We start from the raw sequence: 20,651 nt of genomic DNA on the forward strand, positions 1-20,651 counted from the left end.
CGTCGAGCAGATAGCGGCAAGTCGTCGCGCTCACATTCGACCACACAAGGGATCATCATCATGACCACCAACACCCGCCTTGGCCTTTCCGCCGCGCTGCTCTCGTTCAGCCTCGCGCTGGCGCCCGCCGCCTTCGCTCAGGACAAGATGGGCAAGGACGACGCGATGAAGAAGGAAGACACGATGTCCAAGGATGCCATGAAGAAGGACGGTGGCATGATGAAGAAGGACGACGCCATGAAGAAGGATGGCGGTGCGATGATGAAGAAGGACGACGGGATGAAGAAGAACTGATCGCCGCCACCCCTCATCGTGCGCAGGCCCGCCATCGTGGCGGGCCTGGTCCTGCTTAGCGCTTCTTCTTGCCGCGCTCCTTGCGCGCGGCGTAGCGCGCGTCACGCTTGGCCTTCTGCTCGGCGAGCAGGGCCTCCTCTCGAGCGGCTTCTTCTTCCTTCTCGCGCGCGATGCGGGCGGCCTCGGCCGCAGCGGCTTCTTCCTCGCGGCGCTTCTGCTCGGCCTTCTCGGCCTCACGGGCTTCCTTGGCCTTGGCGCGGCGTTCGGCGATCGCCGCGCGCTCCTCGGCACGTGCCTTCACCGTCGGATCGTCAGCGCCCGGCTGGGCGCGAAACTTGTTGAGGAGGTTTTGCCGTGCCTGCAGGGCCGCCTTTTGGCGGTCGGCAAAACCCGGTTCCTTGAAGCCACTCATAGAGGAAGCCTGCTGCTTTCTGTTCGGGTGATGGATGGGGTTTGGTTCGGCGCTTCAATAAGTGAACGGCGGCGAAATTGCCAGTGGCGAAGGGAAGGTTGTGGAGCAGGGGTGATATGAGCTGATAGCAAATGGTGGACTGCTGGTGACTGCCTCGCCAGGCTGCCGGCCTGGTGAGTGGTTGGTCACCGAATCTGCCGCTCATCTCTTTGTTTGAGCATGATCTTTTCGGAAAACCGGTTTCCACTTTTCCGGATCATGCTCTAGCCGCGCTGAAGCTGCTCGCGCCGCCCGTTGCCGAGCACCTTGGCGACGGTCTCGGCGGTCATCGCGCTGCGGTCCGAGGCACGCTGGGATTCCAATCTGTCGCGGGCTTTTTCGGAGATCAGGAGGCTGATCAGCTGCAGCCGGCTGGTCTCGTCGATTGCTTCCGAGAGCAGCTGCCTGTAACGCCGATAGTCGTAGGTCGTTGCTTGGGTGGTTGCTTGCTGTTCGCTCACTGGCACGCCCCGTACACGCGCTCCATTGCTGCGAGCAGTGTTTCGCGAGTCGTGACCGCCTGCAACGGAATTGCAGTGCTCGCTGCTGCGGGCACGCATTTCGCTGTACAAGTGTTGCAGAATTGATCGCACCCAAGCGTGCAAATCGTCATGATGCGCGCGTTGCAACCGGGAACCGAAACAAGGATGAGCGAACCCGAAGATGGAGGCAGCCGCCGGGGCGCGCTGATCGGACTGCTGGTGGCCGCGGTGATGCTCGCGGTGGGACTGTGGCTCGCGCATGACCTGACCGCGGCCAGCAAGATGCAGGACTGCCTGATGTCGGGCCGGACCAACTGTAACGTGATCGAGCCGCCACGCTGACCCATCTTGCGGCAGTGCAATATCGATCCCACATCACCCGCAAAGATCAGGGCTGATCTGTTTGCTACCGGTTGTGATTCCGATCACACGCGGACGGGTGGGTTGCCTTAATCGACTCCCAGAGATCGGCGGGAACCAAGGCCATGATATCCAAGCTGTGGTCCGGAAAGGGCGCGGCGCTGGCTGCCGCAGGCGCGGCGGGTGCCGTTTTGGTAGCGTATCTCTCCCTCACGTTGGCGTCGCCCGAGCCGGTGTCCAGCGCGGCCCTCGGGCCGGCGTGGCAATGCAGCCGGGTGGCGTTCGTGGTGACAACTTGCAACCGGACGGCCGAGACCGAGCGAGAGGCCAAAGCTGAGGGAGAGGCCAAGGCTGAGCCAGAGGCTAAGGCAGAAGGCGACATCAAGCCGGCGGCTGAGATCCAGGCGATCCCGGTGCGGGCAAAGGACGATTGTCCGCCGGAACCTTAAATGCTGTTTTCTGATACGTTCGTGTGCGCCGATCCGGAACGCTCTCACCGGTGGGCCGCCGCAGCGGCAGCGCTTCTGATTATTTCTTGGTGGTGCCGCGCGGCTTGATCGACAGGCCGAGGCGCATCGCCATCTTCTTGATTCGCTCGGGCGAGCGGCCGGTGGCCTTCACGACCTCTTCCAGCGACTTGGAGGAGCGAGCCAGTTCGATCAGTCGTCGGTCCTCCTTGAACGACCACCGCGGCTTTCGGGCCATCTTGTTGGTATCCTTGCGCATTGCTGGGCAACAAAGCCGCCAGGCGGGGTCGCCTGACGGCCTTGCCGGTGTGGGCCCGGACCTTGGGGAAATGTCCGGTGGATAACCAATACTGCTTCCGGAAAAGGTCGCAATTGAAACCGGAATTTAACCTAACCCATCAAGGTTACTCGCAAAGTCATTGGATAGAGCGTGGCAGGAGGCCTTATGCGCAAGGTCGCCATTTTGAGTGCCGCAGCATTTTTACTGTCCGGTTGCTGGCCCGACCCGGAGGTCACGGGATCGACCAACAGCTGCGCGGCCAACCTTTACAGCCAGTACAATCCCAAGGTCATGGATCAGTGCGTCAATGCCTGCATCAAATGTGACCGCGGCAACGTCACCACCTGCACGACCTCCTGCACGCTGAAGGGCGCGCGGTAATCGATCCGTGCACACACCGACGCGAACCGGACATCGTGGTCGCACGCGTGCGCGTGGTCGCGTAGCCTCGCGAATTAGGCGCGCCTTGCGCGGCGTGATGAACGCCGTTATCGCCTCTGGGCAGCGGCGCAGTCAGCGCGCCGGCAACTGAGAGCGTGGAACCGAACGCGATGAGCGATCCTTCCTATGTCGCGGTCGATTGGGGCACCAGCAGCTTCCGGCTCTGGCTGATGAACGGTGGCGGCCAGGTGCTCGGCGAGCGCCGCAGCGATGAGGGCATGACGGCGGCCGCCAGGACCGGCTTTGCGGGCGTGCTGCAATCGCATCTCGATGCGCTCGGAGTTGCGGCTGAACTGCCGGTGGTGATCTGCGGCATGGCCGGCGCGCGGCAGGGCTGGGTCGAGGCCGGCTATGTCGATACGCCCGCGCATCTCTCCGACATCCTCACAGGCGCCGTCGCGGTCAGCGGGCAGGCGCGCGAGATCCGGATCCTGCCCGGGATCGCGCAGCGCGATGCCGCGGCGCCCGACGTGATGCGCGGCGAGGAAACCCAGTTGCTCGGCGCGCTCGGCCTCGATGCGGCAGACGCGGCCGATGTCTGTCTGCCGGGAACGCATTCCAAATGGGTGCGGATGCGCGGCGGCACGGTCGAACGCTTTGCGACCTTCATGACCGGCGAGCTGTTCGGCGCGGTGGCGCGCGACACCATCCTGGCGCACGCCGTGGCCGGCGCGGAGCAGGCGGTCGACGGCGATGCGTTCCGCGCGGCCGTCGCCGAGGCGTTCGCCGCACCGGCGCGCGCGGCCAATCTGCTGTTCCGGGTGCGCGCGCGGCAGCTGCTGTTCGGCGGCAGCGCGCAGGCCGCGCGTGAGGCGATCTCGGGCACGTTGATCGGCGTCGAACTGGCGGCGGGACTCGCGGAGCGCGAACCAGCCACACCGGTGAGGCTGATTGCGTCGGGCCGGCTGCAGCGGCTCTATCAGATGGCGATCGAGGCGCTTTCGATTCCGCTCACGGTCATGGATGCGGACGAGGCGGTTCGCCGCGGCCTCAGCAACGCCGCGACGGCGATCTGGAACAAGTGAAGGATCCACGCATGAGCATTCCGTTTCCGCCGATGCAGCGTCCGTTGGTCGCGATCCTGCGCGGCATCAAGCCCGAAGAAACGCCTGATATCGTCAGGACGCTGATCGAGGCGGGCATGACGGCGATCGAGATTCCGCTGAACTCGCCGGAGCCGTTCCGTTCGATCGAGATCGCAGCGAAACGCGCGCCCGCCGATGTGCTGATCGGCGCCGGCACGGTGCTGACGGCGGCAGACGTCGATCGTCTCCATGACGCCGGCGGCCGCCTGATGGTGTCGCCGAATGTCGATGTCGACGTGCTGGCTCGCGCGCGGGATCACGCGATGGTCACGCTGCCCGGCGTGTTCTCGCCGACGGAGGCGCTGCTGGCGGCACGCGCGGGCGCCTCGGGCCTGAAATTCTTTCCGGCGAGCGTGCTCGGCGCCTCCGGCATCACGGCGATCCGCGCCGTACTGCCGCCGGATCTGATGATCGCCGCCGTCGGCGGCGTCTCCGACCAGAATTTTGCCGAGTATGTCAAGGCGGGGATCCGTGCCTTCGGTCTCGGCAGCAGCCTCTACAAGCCGGGCATGACCGCCGCGGATATCGCTGTCCGGGCCAAGTTGACGATCGAGGCCTATGACAGGGCCGTGCAGGGCGCCGGCTAAAGCATGATCGCGGAAAAGTGCGAAGCGGTTTTCCGGAAAGATCATGCTCAAACGAGGAGCCAAAGCGCGCGACGATTCAACCCCAATCCCCAACGCGCTTTAATCGTCCCGCTTGCCTCCGTCGATGACCCGGAACAGCGGCGCCGCCTTGCGCGGGTCTTCGAGCAACTCCTCGACCATTGCGATCGCGGCGGCGACGTATTTTCCCGTCGCCGCATCGAGCGGCCGTTCGGCTTCGTCCGAGAGCGCGAGCCTGGCGCCTTCGAGCAGTTTGCGGGTCCGGACGGCGGCGTCGTCGCCGGAAGTGAGGGCGGCACGCGCAATCGACCGCAGCACGAACAATTCGCCCTCCAGCCGCAGCAGGCGGTCGTTCAGCTTGGTCAGGACAGTGTTCAGGTTCCGCATGACGTCCTCTCCGGGCGATGGATCGTCTTCCTTACACGGTCATTCCTGACGAAATTCTTGTGCCGGCCCGACACTATCCGGTTCGCCGAATGGTGGCCCGGCTCAGCACCGGATCGATCGGAGCGTGCGGCCTGCCATCAGGCGCACACGGACTGACCAGTCAGGCGAGCGACCGGCAAAGCCAAACTCAATCGCCGTCCGCGTCTTCGCTGCTCCGTGCGTCAGAAGCCGAGCGGCCGCCATAGTGGCGGGGAACGGCGGCGGTCTTTCTTGCGCTCACACCCTCGTTCTCGCGCATGTCCTTGCGTGCGCGCCGCGCCGTTCGCATCGCGCGCTTGATGTTGGCATCGTGCGAGTCCTCGTCGAAGAACAGGACGATCTCGCAACTCGGGCACTGGCGCGAATAGCCGTTCTGCAACCGCTTGGCCCGGTCGCGAAAGACATTCTTGCAACGTGTGCAGCGGATCTGGACGGAGTCTTCCATATCGGTTCCGAAATATCGATGAACAATGAGCGCGCTTGCAATCTCCTTGAGGAAGCAATTCCGCATTAACAAATCGCGAAGCCTATCGCCGACGAAAAGGGCGTGTTGGCTGCTCAAACGGTGCCGGAACTTTGTTCACGCACGGAGAACTACGGAATGGAATCGTGCGCTGAATGAGAAAGAACGGAATGCGATTTCAGGGCGGAGCGTGAACACAAACACCGTGAACACAAAAAGAAAGGCCTCAGCGCGTGGGCCACGCTGAGGCCAAGTTGACACTTTGGTCGTGAGGCACCGTCACCCGACGCCTCAGCGCTTAACCTACCTTCGTTTCTCACCAGCAAAATAGCCCATATGGGCCATGATCGTTGGCCGAGGACGTGGAGGTTTTGCACCATCAGGATGTTGCACCACCTGGGCCAATGCCAACGCCGTCCGCAGGGATTACAAGCGGGCGGCGTTGTGCCCTTTGCGCGCGGCATGTCGCGCCTGCGATCGACGCTCGAGTTGTCTGGTGTCTTCGATTGCTGTTCGCCGGCATCGATTTGCGAGCCGCCGTGTTTCGCGACAAGCCAGATCCCGATCCGGGTCGATCGGCGGTCCGGTGATAGCCAATTTGGGACATGCGCCCTGGCACAAACTGTGCACACTTGAGGTCGTCAGGATTTTGCATGACCTTCCTGGGGCTAGGGCCGACGCCGTCCGCATATATTTCAAGCGGGCGGCGTTGTGCATTCTGGCTGTTGTCAGCGATCCACCGGCCGTAGCTCCAGGTTGTCGATTTTCACTGTTGGAGTTGAGCCGGCGTTCTGCTCATTCAATGGATGTAACGTGATCGATGCAGTCGAGCCACCGGTCAGAACATTGGTATCGGCGCCGCCGGGATGGATGTAACCACCGGTGAGGTCGTCACCGCCGAGCCACGGCACCGCCGCCATCACCTTCCAGGTCAATGCAACGTCCTGGTCGCCGATGAAAACGCCGAGCTTCCTGATGGCTGCGACGTAGCGACTGTCCGGCGCACTATCGGCGTGCAGAACGCAATCGAGCGTGGTCACGGGGCCCAGAATGAAGCCGGTGTCGGGGCCGCCGCGGCAATCGAGCGTTCCGGCTTGCACCTGTTGTGCATCTGCCGTCGTGATGGGCGGGGCGAGGATTGCCGCGCCGCATATGACAAGCGCGATCCAGCGGCTCGTTGTGGGCATGGTGCCGGACAACGCGGATCGATGCGCAATCGGTCCACACCAGTCGAGACGGCCTTCGCTGGTGGTTAAGAGAGCCTTAGAATGCGGATCCGGAACGCGGACTTGGCCGCTGCTCGCATTCGCAACGGATGGGCTCGCCTCGCGAAAGTACGCCGCCGGGCTCGAAATGTATTGTCCCGGCGGCGCCCTGTTCCAATCTGGGCCCGCAATCCCAGTATTGGTGTGTCTGCAAGACCGCCGCCAAGGTTCGAAAGCACCGGAGTCCTACGGGGATCAGCGATTGGCGATCGTCTGGTGTTGGCCGCTGACCTTCTTGTGCCCCGACGGCGCTCCGGTTGTGGCCCAAATGACCGCCGCAATGGCCATCGCGGTCAGTAGCGCGCCGGCCAGGGGCGATGGTTTGTTCAAGCTCCGACCGGTCAGCTGCGATGCTCGAGCTTCCGCATCTCCTGCACGCGAGCCAGGCAAAAATCCCGATACAATTCGTTGATGAAATGCCACATGACCGAATCCCCTTTGGTCCAATGATGGGACGCTAGGCCGGGTTTGTTTCCGGCCGGCTTCGCGGCTTGCGGAAAATGGTTTCGTCGACGCGGAGTGGCGTGGCTGGCGATCCCGGCAGGATTCGAACCTGCAACCCGCGGAGTAGAAATCCGCTACTCTATCCAGTTGAGCTACGGGACCGTGCCGGCCTTGTAGCACCGCCATTATGAAAAATCCGCTTTTCCGCCAAGCCCTGCCGAACCGATTTTTGTGGTCGCGCGACAAAGGCGAGCAGGGGTCCTCGTCCTGCATTGGCCTGTCCAGTCCGCCGAGCCGCCATTGACGCGGCCGCCGGGGCTGGTCGAAGGAATGTCGGCAATGCGAGCTGCGACGTTTTCGTCCGTTCATGTCCGTGCCTTCACTCCGTCACCATTTCGCGCATTTTTGTCCCCAACGCGGCGCTCGACCGCGGGGCGTTCAGGAGCTCCATCATGACCGGATTGGTTCGTGCCGCCGCAATTTGCGCCACGCTGGCGCTCGCCATGGTGAGTGCCCAGGCCGCGGACAAAGCCTTCAGGCGCGACGATCTCGCCGATTCCGCGATCAAGCTGGAAGCCCAGATCAAGAGCGAGGCCGGCGCGGTCAACAAGTCGGCCGCGACCTTGCGCACCGACGCGGACGCCGCCTTCAAGCGCAATGACTTCCGTGGCGGGCTCACGATCCTTGGCCAGATCGCCGCGACCGCGCCGGAGGACGGCGCCAACTGGCTGCGGCTCGCCAAGACCGTGTTCCAGATCCGCTCCGCGAGCTCCAGCGAGCAGACCTTCCTGATGGAGCGCGCCTCCACCGCCGGCTACATCGCCTATCAGCGTGCCGGCAATGCCGGTGAGGAGGCCGACGCGCTGGCGGTGCTCGGCAAGGCACTCGCCGAGCGCAAGCTGTGGCGCCCGGCGCTCGATAGCTTGCGGCTGTCGCTCGACCTGCGCGAGGTGGCCGACGTCCGCGGCCAGTATGAGAAGCTGCGCGACGAGCACGGCTTCCGGCTGCTCGATTATACCGTCGATTCCGACGCGGCCTCGCCGCGGGCCTGCTTCCAGTTCTCCGAAGAACTGGCCAAGCGCGTCGACTTCGCGCCGTTCCTCGCGCTCGCCGGCACCGACAAGCCGGCTCTGTCGGCGGAAGGCCAGCAGCTCTGCGTCGACGGGCTGAAGCATGGCGAGCGCTACAACATCAACCTGCGCGCCGGCCTGCCGTCGACCGTCAAGGAGACGCTGCCGAAATCGGCCGAGTTCAACATCTATGTCCGCGACCGCAAGCCGTTCGTGCGGTTCACCGGGCGCGCCTATGTGCTGCCGCGGACCGGACAGCGCGGTATCCCGGTGGTCAGCGTCAACACGCCGGCGGTCACGGTCGACGTGTTCCGGATCGGCGACCGCAATTTGATCAATACGGTGATCGACTCTGATTTCCAGAGCACGCTGAGCCGCTACCAGCTGTCTGATCTTGGCGACCAGCGCGGCGTCAAAGTGTGGTCCGGCGAACTCGCGACCGCCACCACGCTGAACCAGGATGTCGTCACCGCGTTTCCGGTCGATCAGGCGCTCGGCGACCTGCAACCCGGCGTCTACGTCATGACCGCCGCGGCCAAGGGGCCGGGCAGCGAGGACGACGGCACCTTGGCGACGCAATGGTTCATCGTCTCCGACATGGGCCTGTCGACGTTCTCCGGCAATGACGGTATCCACGTCTTCGTCAACTCGCTGGCTTCGACCGAGCCGGTCGCCAATGCCGAGGTGAAGCTGGTCGCCCGCAACAACGAGATCCTGGCCACCCGCAAGACCGATGCGGCCGGTCATGTGCTGTTCGAGCAGGGGCTGGCGCGCGGCGAGGGCGGGCTGTCGCCGGCATTGCTCACGGTGATGGGCGAAAAGTCCGACTACGCCTTCCTGAGCCTGAAGACCAATGCCTTCGATCTCACCGATCGCGGCGTCGCCGGCCGGGCGATCCCGGCCGGTGCCGACGCCTTCGTCTACGCCGAGCGCGGCGTCTACCGGTCCAACGAGACGGTCTATCTGACCGCGCTGCTGCGCGACGGGCAGGGCAACGCCCTGACCGGAACGCCGCTGACCATGGTGATCGAGCGGCCCGACGGCGTCGAATTCCGCCGTGCCGTGCTGCCCGACCAGGGCGCCGGCGGCCGCATGTTGGCGCTGGCGCTCAATTCCGCGGTGCCGACCGGCACCTGGCGGGCGCGCGTCTTCACCGACCCGAAGGGCTCCGCGGTCGGCGAGACCACCTTCATGGTCGAGGATTACATCCCGGAGCGGGTCGAATTCGACCTGACCAGCAAGGAGAAGATGATCAAAGCTGAAGTTCCAGTGGAACTTGAGGTCTCCGGCCACTTCCTCTACGGCGCGCCGGCCTCGGGCCTGCAGCTCGAGGGTGACATGCTGGTCGCACCGGCAGCGAATGGCCGGCCCGGTTATCCGGGCTACCAGTTCGGTGTCGACGACGAGCAAACCGCAAGCAACGAGCGGACCCCGATCGAGGACCTGCCGGAGGCCGATGCCAATGGCGCGGCGACCTTCCCGGTCAAGCTCGACAAGGTCCCGGCCTCGACCCGGCCGCAGGAAGCCCAGATCTTCATCCGCATGGCGGAGACCGGCGGCCGCTCGGTCGAGCGCAAGATCGTGCTGCCGGTGGCCCCTGGCGCGTCGCTGATCGGCGTCAAGCCGTTGTTCGGCGACAAGAGCGTGGCCGAGGGTGACAAGGCCGAGTTCGACGTCGTGTTCGTATCGCCCGACGGCAAGCAGTTGCAGCGCGACGGGCTGCGCTACGAGCTGTTGAAGCTCGAGTCGCGTTACCAGTGGTACCGGCAGAATTCGTCGTGGAACTATGAACCGGTCAAGTCGACCCGCAGGGTTGCCGACGGCGACGTCAACCTCGCGGCCGACAAGCCGATGCGCCTGACCTTCCAGCCGCAGCCCGGCCGCTACCGGCTCGACGTCAAATCCACCGACGCCGACGGTCCCGTGACCTCGGTGCAGTTCGATGTCGGCTGGTATTCCGACGGCAGCGCCGACACGCCTGATCTGTTGGAAACCTCGATCGACAAGCCGGAATATGCTTCGGGCGACACCATGACGGTGTCGGTCAATGCGCGCACGTCAGGCAAGCTCACGGTCTATGTGCTCGGCGACCGCCTGCTGACGACGCAAAGCGTCGACGTCAAGGAGGGCACCCAGCAGGTCAAGCTGCCGGTCGGAAAGGATTGGGGCACCGGCGCCTATGTGATGACGACGCTGCGCCGTCCGCTCGATGCCGCCGCCGGGCGCATGCCCGGCCGCGCGATCGGGCTGAAATGGTTCGGCATCGACAAGAAGACCCGCACGCTGGCCGTCGAGCTGTCGCCGCCCGCCTTGGTACGCCCCGGTCTCGACGCTGAAGATCCCGGTCAAGCTCGGCGGGCTCAATCCCGGCGAGGACGCCAAGGTGGTGCTGGCCGCAGTCGACGTCGGCATCCTCAACCTCACCAACTACAAGCCGCCGGCGCCGGACGATTACTATCTCGGCCAGCGCCGCCTGACCGCCGAGATCCGCGACCTCTATGGGCAATTGATCGACGGCATGCAGGGCACGCGCGGCCAGATCCGCAGCGGCGGTGACGCCGCCGGCGCCGAGTTGCAGGGCTCGCCGCCGACGCAGAAGCCGCTGGCGCTGTATTCTGGCATCGTCACGGTCGGCCCTGACGGCACCGCGGAAGTGAGCTTCGACATCCCGGAATTCGCCGGCACCGCGCGGGTGATGGCGGTGGCCTGGAGCGCAACCAAACTCGGCCGCGCCACGACCGACGTGATCGTGCGCGATCCCGTGGTGGTGACCGCGACCTTGCCGCGTTTCCTGCTGACCGGTGACAAGGGCACCATCAGCATGGATATCGACAATGTTGAAGGCGCCGCCGGCGACTACGCCATCAGCGTCAAGGCGACCGGCCCGATCAAGGCCTCGGGCAATTCGAGCACGACGGTGAAGCTCGCCGCCAAGCAGCGCTCGTCGCTGGCGCTCGGCCTCGAGGCCGGCGGCGCCGGGCGCGCCGAGTTCGATGTCAGCATTTCAGGCCCGAACGGGCTGACGCTGGCGCGGCACTATGCACTCGACGTCAAGCCGGCCACGCAAGTGCTGGCGCGGCGCTCGATCCGCACGCTGGCGAAGGGCGAGAGCCTGACGCTGACCTCGGATATGTTCTCCGATCTGGTGCCGGGCACCGGCAGCGTCTCGGTCTCGGCGAGCCTGTCGACCGCGCTCGATGCCGCGAGCATCCTGAAGGCGCTCGACCGCTACCCCTATGGCTGCTCCGAGCAGATCACCAGCCGCGCGCTGCCGCTGCTCTATGTCAACGATCTCGCCGCCGGTGCTCATCTTGCGATGGACACCGCGGTCGACCAGCGCATCCGCGACGCGATCGAGCGGCTGCTGGCGCGGCAAGGCTCCAACGGTTCGTTCGGCCTGTGGTCGGCGGGCGGCGACGACGCCTGGCTCGACGCCTATGTCACCGATTTCCTGACCCGGGCCCGCGAGAAGGGCTTTGCGGTGCCGGACGTGCTGTTCAAGAACGCGCTCGATCGCGTCAGGAACTCGGTGGTCAATGCCAACGAGCCGGAGAAGGATGGCGGCCGCGATCTGGCCTACGGCCTCTACGTGCTCGCGCGCAACGGCGCCGCGCCGATCGGTGACCTGCGCTATCTCGCTGACACCAAGCTGAACAATCTGGCGACGCCGATCTCCAAGGCGCAGCTTGCTGCGGCGCTGGCGCTGGTCGGCGACAAGGCGCGGGCCGAGCGGGTCTATGGTGCGGCGCTCGACGCGTTGAACCCGAAACCAGTGATCGAGTTCGGCCGGGTCGATTATGGTTCGGCGCTGCGCGATGCGGCGGCGCTGGTCTCGCTTGCGGGCGAAGGCAATGCCCCGCGCACCACGCTGACGCAGGCCGTGCTGCGGGTGGAAGCGGCGCGGGGATTGTCGCCCTACACCTCGACGCAGGAGAATGCGTGGATGGTGCTCGCGGCACGCGCGCTCGCCAAGGAGACGCTGGCGCTCGACATCAACGGGCAGGCGGTCAAGACCGCGGTCTATCGCAGTTATAAGGCCGAGGAGATGACGGGCCAGCCGCTCAAGATCACCAACACCGGCGATGCGCCGGTGCAGGCGGTGATCTCGGTGTCGGGCTCGCCGGTGACGCCGGAGCCTGCGGCTTCGAACGGTTTCAAGATCGAACGAAATTACTTCACGCTCGACGGCAAGGCGGCCGACGTCAGCAAGGCGAAACAGAACGACCGCTTCGCGGTTGTCCTGAAGGTGACGGAAGCAAAACCCGAGTTTGGGCACATCATGGTGGCCGACTATCTGCCGGCCGGGCTCGAGATCGACAACCCGAACCTGGTGTCATCGGGCGATTCCGGCACGCTGGAATGGATCGAGGATGGTGTAGAGCCGAAGAACACCGAGTTCCGCGATGACCGCTTCACCGCGGCGATCGATCGTGGCGCCAATGACAAGTCGGTGTTCACGGTCGCCTATGTCGTGCGCGCGGTGTCGCCGGGCAAATACGTGCTGCCGCAGGCCTATGTCGAGGACATGTACAACCCCTCGCGCTACGGCCGCAGCGGCACCGGTTCGGTTGAGGTGAAGCCGGCGAAATGAGCGCAACGTTGACGACAGCACAAGTGCGCAGATCACGCTGGCGACGGATCAGAACCGTCCTCGCGATCTGCGCGGTCGCGACGCTGGTCACAGCCGGAGCCTTCGCCGGTTGGGTGGTCTCGCTCGGTCCGCTGCCGCTCACGCTGGCGCAGCAGGTCTCGACCACGGTCGTCGACCACAATGGCAAGCTGTTGCGCGCCTATGCGATGGCGGACGGACGCTGGCGGTTGCCGGTCGATGCGAAGACCGCTGTCGATCCCGGCTATCTGAAGCTGTTGTTCGCCTATGAGGACAAGCGCTTCTACGAGCATCACGGTGTCGATCCGCTGGCACTGTCGCGTGCCGCGCTCCAACTGCTCACCCGTGGCCATATCGTCTCGGGCGGCTCGACGATCACGATGCAACTGGCGCGGCTGATCGAGCCGCGGCACCAGCGCTCGGTCTACGCCAAGCTGCGGCAGATGGTGCGGGCGGTAGAACTCGAGCGGCAGCTTTCGAAGGACCAGATCCTCGATCTCTATCTGGCGCTGGCGCCGTTCGGCGGCAATCTCGAGGGCATCCGCGCCGCCTCGATCGCCTATTTCGGCAAGGAGCCGAAGCGGCTCTCGCTTGCCGAGGCCGCGCTGCTGGTCGCGCTGCCGCAATCGCCGGAGCGGCGGCGGCTCGATCGCTATCCGGAAGCGGCCCATGCCGCGCGCGACCGCGTGCTCGACCGCATGGTCGAGGATGGCGTGGTGTCGAAGGACGACGCCGCGCAAGCCAGGGCAACGGCGGTACCGAAGCTGCGCAAGCAGATCCCGATGCTGGCGCCGCATTCGTCGGATCAGGCGATCGCGACGATGAAGGATACCCCCATCATCAAGCTGACGCTGGACGCCACGCTGCAACGGAACCTGGAGGTGCTGGCGCGCGACCGCGCCGTTGCGCAGGGGCCTGATGTCTCGGTCGCGATCATCGTGGTCGACAATGAATCAGGCGACGTGCTCGCGCGCGTCGGCTCGGCGGACTATTTCGACGAGCGGCGGGCCGGGCAGGTCGACATGACGCGCGCGGTGCGCTCGCCGGGGTCGACCTTGAAGCCGTTCATCTACGGCCTCGCCTTCGAGGACGGCTTTGTTCATCCCGACAGCCTGATCGAGGATCGGCCGATCCGCTTCGGCACTTACGCGCCGGAGAATTTCGACATGACGTTCCAGGGCACGGTGCCGATCCGCAAGGCTCTGCAATTGTCACTGAACGTGCCGGCGATCGCGCTGCTCGACCGGGTCGGCGCCAGCCGGCTGTCGTCGCGGCTGAAGCAGGCCGGCACCAATCTCGTGCTGCCGAAAGACGAAGCGCCCGGCCTTGCGATGGGTCTCGGCGGCGTCGGCGTCACGCTGCAGGATCTTGTCCAGCTCTATTCGGGTTTGGCGCGGCTCGGCGCCACCAAGCCACTGCGCGAGATCATGCAGGCGAATGACGGCCGGGACACGATGCGGCTGATGGACCAGGCCGCGGCCTGGCAGGTCGGCAACGTCCTGCTCGGGACGCCGCCGCCGGAAAACGGCGTGCACAATCGGATCGCGTTCAAGACCGGCACCAGTTACGGCTATCGCGATGCCTGGTCGGTCGGCTTCGACGGCCGCATCACGATCGGGGTCTGGGTCGGCCGTCCGGACGGCGCGCCGGTGCCGGGCCTGGTCGGCCGCACCGCGGCGGCGCCGATCTTGTTCGATGCCTTTGCGCGCACCGGCAGGATCCCGGCGGCGTTGCCGAAGCCGCCGCGTGGCGTGCTGGTCGCCTCCAATGCAAAGCTGCCGCCGCCGCTGCGCCGGTTCCGGCCGCTCGGCGAACTGGTCCGCAGCGGCAACGACCAGGCGCCGCACATCCAGTTTCCGCTGAATGGCTCGCGCATCGACGTCGATCAATCCGAGGGCGGTCGCAATGCGCCGATGCCGGTCAAGGTCGCCGGTGGCGTGTTGCCGCTGACGGTCCTGGTGAACGGTGTCTCAGCCGGGGACATCGACAGCCGCCGCCAGCGACTGATCGAGCCGCCGGGGCCGGGCTTTGCGCGGCTCACTGTGATCGATGCCACGGGGGCAGCGGATACCGTTGTGATCCGCGTGCAATGATGGCGCGGGAAAGCGGAACGGCAGCGTTGGAAAGCGGAACAGCACGGTTGTTTGCGGTGCGGTTTCATCGTATGCGAAACCCATGGTGGATAGCCTCCAACCCCGGCGCTTCGGAGCAGGGCAACAGTCTGTAAAACCTGCGCATTCCAGCCGCAGGCTGTTCATGGCGTTCGAATTCGCAACGGCCAGCCAATGGCGTTCGATCCTGTTCCTGACGCTGACTTGTCTGGTTCTGTTCCTGCCCGGCTTCTTCACCATCCCGCCGATCGACCGCGACGAGGTGCGCTTCGCCCAGGCGACCAAGCAGATGGTCGAGAGCGGCGATTTCGTCGACATCCGTTTCCAGGACGACGTCCGCTACAAGAAGCCGGTCGGCATCTACTGGATGCAGGCGGCGGCCCTGAAGACGATCTCCGCGCTCGGGGTGCCGCGCGCCCAGGTCAGGATCTGGGTCTACCGCCTGCCGTCGTTGATCGGCGCCATCGGCGCCGTTTTGCTGACCTATTGGACCGCGCTTGCCTTCGTGACACGACAGGGGGCGGTGCTGGCCGCCTTGATGATGGCAAGCTGCGTGCTGCTCGGGGTCGAGGCGCGGCTCGCCAAGACCGACGCGATGCTGCTCTTGACGGTCACCGCCGCGATGGGCGCGATGGCGCGGGTCTATCTGTCCTGGCAGCGCGGTGAGGATCCGGCCCATCCCTCGTGGGGACCACCCGCGATCTTCTGGACCGCGCTGGCGGTCGGCATCCTGCTCAAGGGGCCGCTGATCCTGATGTTCGTCGGCCTTGCGATGGCCGGGCTTGCCATCCTCGATCGATCGGCGGCGTGGTTCTGGCGCATGCGCCCGGTGTGGGGCCTGATGTGGACCCTGGTGCTGGTGCTGCCGTGGTTCGTGCTGATCTTCCTGCGCGCGGGTGATGCCTTTTTCGCCGACTCGGTCGGCGGCGACATGCTGAGCAAACTCGGCGCTCAGGAATCCCACGGCGCGCCGCCCGGACTTTATCTCCTGTTGTTCTGGATCACGTTCTGGCCGGGTGCACCGCTCGCCGGCATGGCGGCGCCGGCGATCTGGCGCGCGCGACGCGAGCCGGGCGCCCAGTTCCTGCTGGCCTGGCTGATCCCGTCCTGGATCGTGTTCGAGGCGGTGCTGACCAAGCTGCCGCATTACGTGCTGCCGCTCTATCCGGCGATCGCGATCCTCACCGTGGGCGCGCTGGAACGGCGGGTGCTGTCGCGGTCCTGGCTGATCCGCGGCGCGGCGTGGTGGTTCGCCATCCCTGCGTTCGGCGCGGTGCTGGTGATCGTCGGCGCGATCAAGGCGATCCACCAGCCGGTGTTTCCGGCCTGGCCGTTGTTCGCGGTGGCGATGGTGTTCGGCCTGATCGCGTGGTGGATGTTCGAAGACAGCCGCGCCGAGCGCTCGCTGCTCAATGCGGTGATCGCCGCGGCGCTGATGGCAGGCGCAACCTATGGCGTGGTACTGCCGCGGCTCACCACCGTGTTTCCGAGCCAGGAGGTTGCGCGCGCATTGCGCAATGTGACCTGCGTCGGCCCGAAGGCGGCGGCCGCCGGTTTCCATGAACCGAGCCTCGTATTCATGACCGATACCTCGACGCTGCTCACCGACGGCTCGGGTGCGGCGGATTTCCTCGGGCAGGGCTCCTGCCGCTTCGCGCTGGTCGAGCAGCGCTCGGAGCGCGCTTTCGTGCAGCGCGCCGAGGCGATCGGGCTGCGCTACAACGCGCCGGTGCGCATCGAGGGTTACAACATCTCGCAAGGCAAGGCGGTCTCGATCGCGATCTTCCGTTCCGAAGGGACGGAGTGACATGCCGGCGCTGCCAGCCAACCCGGAATCCGCCAACTATTTCGGACGATTGCTGACGCTGGTCTGGCTGTCCCTTGCCCAGCTCGTGCGCGCACCGTCGCATTCGCGACGGGCCGAGGCGGCGCGGCGCTCGGCGCGCCACGTGCTGTTGCTCGTCGTCATCGTCGGCGCCGTGATCATCACGCTGATGTATGCGGTCGACGTCGCCGAGATCAGCCTGATGCCGCCACGCGGCACGCCCGGTCTCTGGTGGGTGAAGGTGCTCACCGATTTCGGCAAAGACGAGTATGTGCTGAGCGCGCTCGGCCTGCTGCTAATCATAGTCGGGTTGGCGGCGCCAGCGCTGCGCGGCGTGCCGCGCGCCACCTTGCTCGGCCTCGGAACGCGGCTGCAATACTTGTTCCTCTCGGTCGCGTTCTCGGTGGCGATAGGAGAGGTGCTCAAGTGGATCGTCGGCCGCGGGAGGCCTTTTGTCGGCGGCAAAGCCAACGCATTCAACTTCCAGCATTTCGCCGGCACCGAAGCCTATTCGAGCTTTCCATCGGGCCATTCGATCACGGCGTTTGCGCTGGCTTTTGCCGTCTCGGCGGTGTGGCCGCGCGCGCGGGTCGCGATGCTGGTCTATGCGCTGATCATCATTGCGACGCGGCTCGTGCTGCTGGCCCATCATCCGAGCGACGTGGTGGCCGGCGCGCTGGTCGGCGTCGTCGGCGCCATGGCCGTGCGCTATTGGTTCGCCGCCCGCCGCCTTGGTTTCGCCATCGGTCGCGATGGCACCGTTTTGGCGTTGCCGGGACCGTCGGAAGGGCGCCTCAAAGGGGTTGCGAGGAGCGCCTTCGCCCCATAAAAGCGGTCGCCCGGCGGCCGGATCGGGCGGGTTCCAGCCGCGAGCCCTCCATCAACCACGAGTGCCGAATTGCCTGTTTCCGACCAGACGCCGGTCGCCGTTTCCATCGTCGTGCCTGTGCGCAACGAGGCGGACAATATCGCGCCGCTGATCGCCGAGATCGCGGCCGCGCTCGACGGCCGTTGGGCCTACGAGATCGTCTACGTCAATGACGGTTCGACGGATGCGACCGGCGAGCGGCTGGGCGCGATCATGGCGCAGCGGCCCAATCTCCGCCAGCTCCGCCATGCGGTCTCTTCAGGCCAGTCGGCCGCTGTGCGCAGCGGCGTGCGTGCCGCGCGCGGGGCGATCGTGGCGACGCTGGACGGTGACGGCCAGAACAATCCGGCCTTCCTGCCCAATCTGATCGCGGCGATCGAGAGCGGCAATGGCCGGGTCGGTCTTGCCGCGGGCCAGCGCATCGGCCGCAAGGACACCGGCTTCAAGAAGCTGCAATCGCGCATCGCCAACGCGGTGCGCGGCGTCATCCTGCGCGATGGTACCCGCGACACCGGCTGCGGCCTGAAGGCGTTTCCGCGCGACGTGTTCCTGGCCATGCCCTATTTCGACGGACTGCATCGCTTCCTTCCGGCGCTGGTCCGCCGCGAGGGATTTGCGATCGCCTATGTCGATGTCGTCGACCGCCCGCGCCATTCCGGCGTCTCGAACTACGGATTTTTCGACCGGCTCTGGATCGGGATCATGGATCTCGCCGGCGTGTGGTGGCTGATCCGCCGCAAGAAGCCGACGCCGGTCGTCACCGAGGTGACTGATGTCTCCGAAGTGACGCGCGGCACTGAGGTGAAGTGATGCTGATTCAGTTTGGCCAGGCGCTGAGCGCCTATTTCTACGACACGTTCGTCGCCAAGTTCGATTTCTGGCTGGCGTTCGGCCTGGTCGCGCAACTGCTGTTCACCGCGCGTTTCCTGGTGCAGTGGATATCCAGCGAGCGCGCCGGCCAGAGCGTGGTGCCGATGGCGTTCTGGTTCTTCTCGATGGGCGGCGGCTTGATGACGCTGATCTACGGGCTCGCCAAACGCGAGCCGGTCATCATCATCGGGCAGGGCCTCGCGACGCTGATCTATATTCGCAACATCATGCTGATCCTGAAGAACCGCGGGCGTGCCTCGAAGACGCTCGAGAACTGATCGTCGCGATCATCCCCAGTCCCGGCATCAATTGCGGCCGAATCTGAACGGCGGTCAAACAATCGCCCCAACGCGTATGGCATCTACGGCTTGCCGTGGGCGTAGCGGCATCCGAAGACCCTGCGCCACCGGATGAGGGGCGTCGATGAACGGCCGTGGCGAAGCGACGAAAGCGGGTGGTCAAGCATCCAGCGCCCGCGATGTCCCGCCGTTTGACGCGCCGCCGCTGACCGGCGACGGCGAGTTGCCGGACCGGCGCACGATCAGTCTCCGCTGGATGGCGGGGACGGTCTTGATCGGAGCCGCCGCCGTCGCGCTGCTCGGTGGCGCGCTTCGCGGGACGTTTGGCTATCACGCACGATTCGCAGTCTCGCCGATCGTCTCGCTTCCGCGCTTCACGGCACAAATGGTCGACGAGGCGGGGCTCGGCGACCGGCTCGATCGGAAGCAGGGCGCGCAAGGCAATCGCTCCGCACTCAGGATCGAGCAGCTGAGCGACGCCGGCGCGGTCCGTTCGTTCACCCGCGTATCCGCGCGGCTCGCGGAGATCGATCCCGAACCGCGGCAGGAACGCGGTCGCGATGTACCGGCAGACGGCAAGGACCAGCAGCGAGCATCCTCGCCAGGCGCTGCGCTATCGGACTTACCACCCATCATCCGGACAGGTCCGTCACGCCGCGAGCTGCCGGGCGGCACCAGCGCGTACGCCGCCGATGAAGACGTGCCGCATCCGGCTGCGCCGATCGGTGACGCCGTCAACGTCACCAACCTGCCGAAATCAGCCGCGTCGCCTCGCCACCGTCGGCACGTCGTCATCGCGCGAGCTGGCGACACGCTGTCGGCCATCCTGCGGGCCTTGACCGCGGCTGCAGAGGACGCGCCGGCCGTGCTTGCCGCTTTCCCGCCGGCGGGCACTCAAGCGGCACTGTCCGGCGGCGAGAAGATCACGATCGTTGAACAGAGCGAAGAGGGTGGCTCGCCGCGCAGTCATGTCGCGAAGGTGTCGATCGAACGGACGGACTCCAGTGTATCCGCCGTCGGTCGTACCGATGGCGGCCAGTACCAGGCCATCGTCCCCGAGCAGCCGGACGCCTCCTCGCGGAGCGAAAGCTTGCTGCGTCAGTCGATCGACACGCATGCGGTCGCCGGCGAAACGCTGCGCGACGGCCTCAACGCGCTGGCGCGCTCCAATCACGTCGATGAGGGAATCGTTGCCGAACTGATGCGGCTTTGTGGCCGCGATTTCGACCTTGATGCCCCGCTCGGCGATGCCGACGCGGCCAAGATCATCTATGCGCCCAACGACATCGGCCAGCCGGAGCTGCTCTTCATCGACCTGACGGCCGGCGGCCAGACGCGGCGGTACTATCGCTTCACGGCACCGGACGACGGCAGCTCCGATTTCTATGATGAGGCTGGACAGTCCATCACCAAATTCCTGTTGCGCAAGCCGGTCGTCAGCGGGCGTCTCGGCGACGGTTTCGGCTGGCGCATTCATCCGATCCTTGGCGACCGCCGCTTCCATGAGGGCGTCGACTATGCAGCGCCCTATGGCTCGCCGGTGGCGGCTGCGGGCGCTGGCGTCGTCGAGATCGAAGGCTATGAACGCGGCTACGGGAAATATATCCGCGTGCTTCATGATCGCGGCTATGAGACGACCTATGCCCATGTCGCGAGCTTTCCGCCCGGGCTGAAGATCGGGGACCGTGTTCGTCAGGGCGAGACGATTGCCTATGTCGGATCGACCGGACTCTCGACCGGACCGCACCTCTATTACGAGGTGCGGATCAACGGCCGCAATGTCGATCCGCTTCGGATGAAATTGTCCGGCGGCCGGCTGCTGCAAGGCGAGCTCCTTGGAGCATTCGATCGCCAGCGCGACAGCATCGACCAACTCGCCGCAGCCTCCGGCTCTCCTCTGCGGCATCCCGGCTCCGAACACCGGCCGCCGACCTGA

18 protein-coding genes, 1 tRNA gene and 1 pseudogene are annotated in these 20,651 nt (G+C 65.6%); 13 read left to right on the top strand and 7 right to left on the bottom strand.

From position 1 onward, the window contains the following. The first annotated feature begins 60 nt into the window (after positions 1-60). Positions 61-294: a pentapeptide MXKDX repeat protein gene (locus ACVW17_RS26705; RefSeq protein WP_456754680.1), complete on the top strand. Its 234-nt coding sequence runs from the start codon at positions 61-63 to the stop codon at positions 292-294. Positions 295-349: 55 nt separating this feature from the next. On the opposite strand, the gene ACVW17_RS26710 is transcribed toward ACVW17_RS26705, so the two are convergent. Together ACVW17_RS26710 and ACVW17_RS26715 are read right to left on the bottom strand one after the other, a co-directional pair. Further along, positions 350-706: a DUF6481 family protein gene (locus ACVW17_RS26710; RefSeq protein WP_456754681.1), complete on the bottom strand. Its 357-nt coding sequence runs from the start codon at positions 704-706 to the stop codon at positions 350-352. Between the two features lie 263 nt (positions 707-969). Further along, positions 970-1,206, bottom strand: coding sequence for a hypothetical protein (locus ACVW17_RS26715; protein WP_456754682.1), 237 nt, complete (start codon positions 1,204-1,206; stop codon positions 970-972). A gap of 150 nt (positions 1,207-1,356) precedes the next feature. On the opposite strand from ACVW17_RS26715, the gene ACVW17_RS26720 reads away from it, so the two are divergent. Further along, on the top strand, positions 1,357-1,569 hold the full coding sequence (locus ACVW17_RS26720; protein ID WP_456798030.1) for a hypothetical protein: 213 nt from the start codon (positions 1,357-1,359) through the stop codon (positions 1,567-1,569). A gap of 143 nt (positions 1,570-1,712) precedes the next feature. Continuing rightward, the gene (locus ACVW17_RS26725) at positions 1,713-2,036 is read left to right on the top strand and encodes a hypothetical protein (RefSeq protein ID WP_456798031.1); all 324 of its coding nucleotides are present in this window, start codon (positions 1,713-1,715) and stop codon (positions 2,034-2,036) included. 79 nt (positions 2,037-2,115) lie between these two features. On the opposite strand, the gene ACVW17_RS26730 is transcribed toward ACVW17_RS26725, so the two are convergent. Then, positions 2,116-2,292: a hypothetical protein gene (locus ACVW17_RS26730; protein WP_456754685.1), complete on the bottom strand. Its 177-nt coding sequence runs from the start codon at positions 2,290-2,292 to the stop codon at positions 2,116-2,118. A 207-nt stretch (positions 2,293-2,499) separates the two neighbouring features. Here ACVW17_RS26730 and ACVW17_RS26735 point away from each other — a divergent pair, with 207 nt between their 5' ends. From ACVW17_RS26735 to ACVW17_RS26745, 3 genes are all read left to right on the top strand, one after another. Next, the gene (locus ACVW17_RS26735; protein ID WP_456754686.1) at positions 2,500-2,715 is read left to right on the top strand and encodes a hypothetical protein; all 216 of its coding nucleotides are present in this window, start codon (positions 2,500-2,502) and stop codon (positions 2,713-2,715) included. A gap of 170 nt (positions 2,716-2,885) precedes the next feature. After that, a complete protein-coding gene (locus ACVW17_RS26740) occupies positions 2,886-3,800 on the top strand; it encodes a 2-dehydro-3-deoxygalactonokinase (protein ID WP_456754687.1) in 915 nt (304 codons plus the stop codon). A gap of 11 nt (positions 3,801-3,811) precedes the next feature. Continuing rightward, positions 3,812-4,447: a 2-dehydro-3-deoxy-6-phosphogalactonate aldolase gene (locus ACVW17_RS26745; protein ID WP_456754688.1), complete on the top strand. Its 636-nt coding sequence runs from the start codon at positions 3,812-3,814 to the stop codon at positions 4,445-4,447. A 99-nt stretch (positions 4,448-4,546) separates the two neighbouring features. Here ACVW17_RS26745 and ACVW17_RS26750 read toward each other — a convergent pair whose 3' ends face one another. From ACVW17_RS26750 to ACVW17_RS26765, 4 genes are all read right to left on the bottom strand, one after another. Then, positions 4,547-4,852 (bottom strand): hypothetical protein, encoded by a 306-nt coding sequence (locus ACVW17_RS26750; RefSeq protein WP_456754689.1) that lies wholly within the window; start codon positions 4,850-4,852, stop codon positions 4,547-4,549. Between the two features lie 187 nt (positions 4,853-5,039). Beyond that, entirely contained in the window at positions 5,040-5,402 is a 363-nt protein-coding gene (locus ACVW17_RS26755) for a hypothetical protein (RefSeq protein WP_456798032.1), read from the bottom strand. 680 nt (positions 5,403-6,082) lie between these two features. Further along, positions 6,083-6,553 carry a DUF992 domain-containing protein gene (locus ACVW17_RS26760; protein ID WP_456798033.1) on the bottom strand — a complete coding sequence of 157 codons (471 nt, stop codon included), beginning with the start codon at positions 6,551-6,553 and terminating at the stop codon, positions 6,083-6,085. Positions 6,554-7,148: 595 nt separating this feature from the next. Next, positions 7,149-7,225: transfer RNA gene (locus ACVW17_RS26765), tRNA-Arg, on the bottom strand. A 290-nt stretch (positions 7,226-7,515) separates the two neighbouring features. On the opposite strand from ACVW17_RS26765, the pseudogene ACVW17_RS26770 reads away from it, so the two are divergent. The 7 genes and pseudogenes from ACVW17_RS26770 to ACVW17_RS26800 all read left to right on the top strand — a co-directional run bounded on the left by ACVW17_RS26770 (position 7,516) and on the right by ACVW17_RS26800 (position 20,651). Then, positions 7,516-12,724, top strand: a pseudogene (locus ACVW17_RS26770) (alpha-2-macroglobulin family protein). Continuing rightward, positions 12,721-14,835, top strand: coding sequence for a penicillin-binding protein 1C (pbpC, locus tag ACVW17_RS26775; protein WP_456798034.1), 2,115 nt, complete (start codon positions 12,721-12,723; stop codon positions 14,833-14,835). The pseudogene ACVW17_RS26770 and the gene pbpC overlap by 4 nt, the downstream one beginning before the upstream one ends. An 82-nt stretch (positions 14,836-14,917) precedes the next feature. After that, a complete protein-coding gene (locus ACVW17_RS26780; RefSeq protein WP_456754694.1) occupies positions 14,918-16,660 on the top strand; it encodes an ArnT family glycosyltransferase in 1,743 nt (580 codons plus the stop codon). 1 nt (position 16,661) lies between these two features. Further along, the gene (locus ACVW17_RS26785; RefSeq protein WP_456798035.1) at positions 16,662-17,507 is read left to right on the top strand and encodes a phosphatase PAP2 family protein; all 846 of its coding nucleotides are present in this window, start codon (positions 16,662-16,664) and stop codon (positions 17,505-17,507) included. 69 nt (positions 17,508-17,576) lie between these two features. After that, complete coding sequence (locus ACVW17_RS26790) at positions 17,577-18,356, top strand: glycosyltransferase family 2 protein (protein ID WP_456754696.1); 780 nt, start codon at positions 17,577-17,579, stop codon at positions 18,354-18,356. Continuing rightward, positions 18,356-18,694: a lipid-A-disaccharide synthase N-terminal domain-containing protein gene (locus tag ACVW17_RS26795; protein WP_456754697.1), complete on the top strand. Its 339-nt coding sequence runs from the start codon at positions 18,356-18,358 to the stop codon at positions 18,692-18,694. Before ACVW17_RS26790 ends, ACVW17_RS26795 begins: the two co-directional genes overlap by 1 nt. 145 nt (positions 18,695-18,839) lie before the next feature. Then, complete coding sequence (locus ACVW17_RS26800; protein WP_456798036.1) at positions 18,840-20,651, top strand: M23 family metallopeptidase; 1,812 nt, start codon at positions 18,840-18,842, stop codon at positions 20,649-20,651.

Source organism: Bradyrhizobium sp. USDA 4473, assembly GCF_054063335.1.

Bases quoted from the DNA above. Each gene is read 5' to 3' on its own strand.
- ACVW17_RS26705 (WP_456754680.1), top strand. From the start codon at position 61: ATGACCACCAACACCCGCCTTGGCCTTTCCGCCGCGCTGCTCTCGTTC.
- ACVW17_RS26710 (WP_456754681.1), bottom strand. From the start codon at position 706: ATGAGTGGCTTCAAGGAACCGGGTTTTGCCGACCGCCAAAAGGCGGCC.
- ACVW17_RS26720 (WP_456798030.1), top strand. From the start codon at position 1,357: ATGATGCGCGCGTTGCAACCGGGAACCGAAACAAGGATGAGCGAACCC.
- ACVW17_RS26725 (WP_456798031.1), top strand. From the start codon at position 1,713: ATGATATCCAAGCTGTGGTCCGGAAAGGGCGCGGCGCTGGCTGCCGCA.
- ACVW17_RS26730 (WP_456754685.1), bottom strand. From the start codon at position 2,292: ATGGCCCGAAAGCCGCGGTGGTCGTTCAAGGAGGACCGACGACTGATC.
- ACVW17_RS26735 (WP_456754686.1), top strand. From the start codon at position 2,500: ATGCGCAAGGTCGCCATTTTGAGTGCCGCAGCATTTTTACTGTCCGGT.
- ACVW17_RS26740 (WP_456754687.1), top strand. From the start codon at position 2,886: ATGAGCGATCCTTCCTATGTCGCGGTCGATTGGGGCACCAGCAGCTTC.
- ACVW17_RS26745 (WP_456754688.1), top strand. From the start codon at position 3,812: ATGAGCATTCCGTTTCCGCCGATGCAGCGTCCGTTGGTCGCGATCCTG.
- ACVW17_RS26750 (WP_456754689.1), bottom strand. From the start codon at position 4,852: ATGCGGAACCTGAACACTGTCCTGACCAAGCTGAACGACCGCCTGCTG.
- ACVW17_RS26755 (WP_456798032.1), bottom strand. From the start codon at position 5,402: ATGCGGAATTGCTTCCTCAAGGAGATTGCAAGCGCGCTCATTGTTCAT.
- pbpC (WP_456798034.1), top strand. From the start codon at position 12,721: ATGAGCGCAACGTTGACGACAGCACAAGTGCGCAGATCACGCTGGCGA.
- ACVW17_RS26780 (WP_456754694.1), top strand. From the start codon at position 14,918: ATGGTGGATAGCCTCCAACCCCGGCGCTTCGGAGCAGGGCAACAGTCT.
- ACVW17_RS26785 (WP_456798035.1), top strand. From the start codon at position 16,662: ATGCCGGCGCTGCCAGCCAACCCGGAATCCGCCAACTATTTCGGACGA.
- ACVW17_RS26795 (WP_456754697.1), top strand. From the start codon at position 18,356: ATGCTGATTCAGTTTGGCCAGGCGCTGAGCGCCTATTTCTACGACACG.
- ACVW17_RS26800 (WP_456798036.1), top strand. From the start codon at position 18,840: ATGAACGGCCGTGGCGAAGCGACGAAAGCGGGTGGTCAAGCATCCAGC.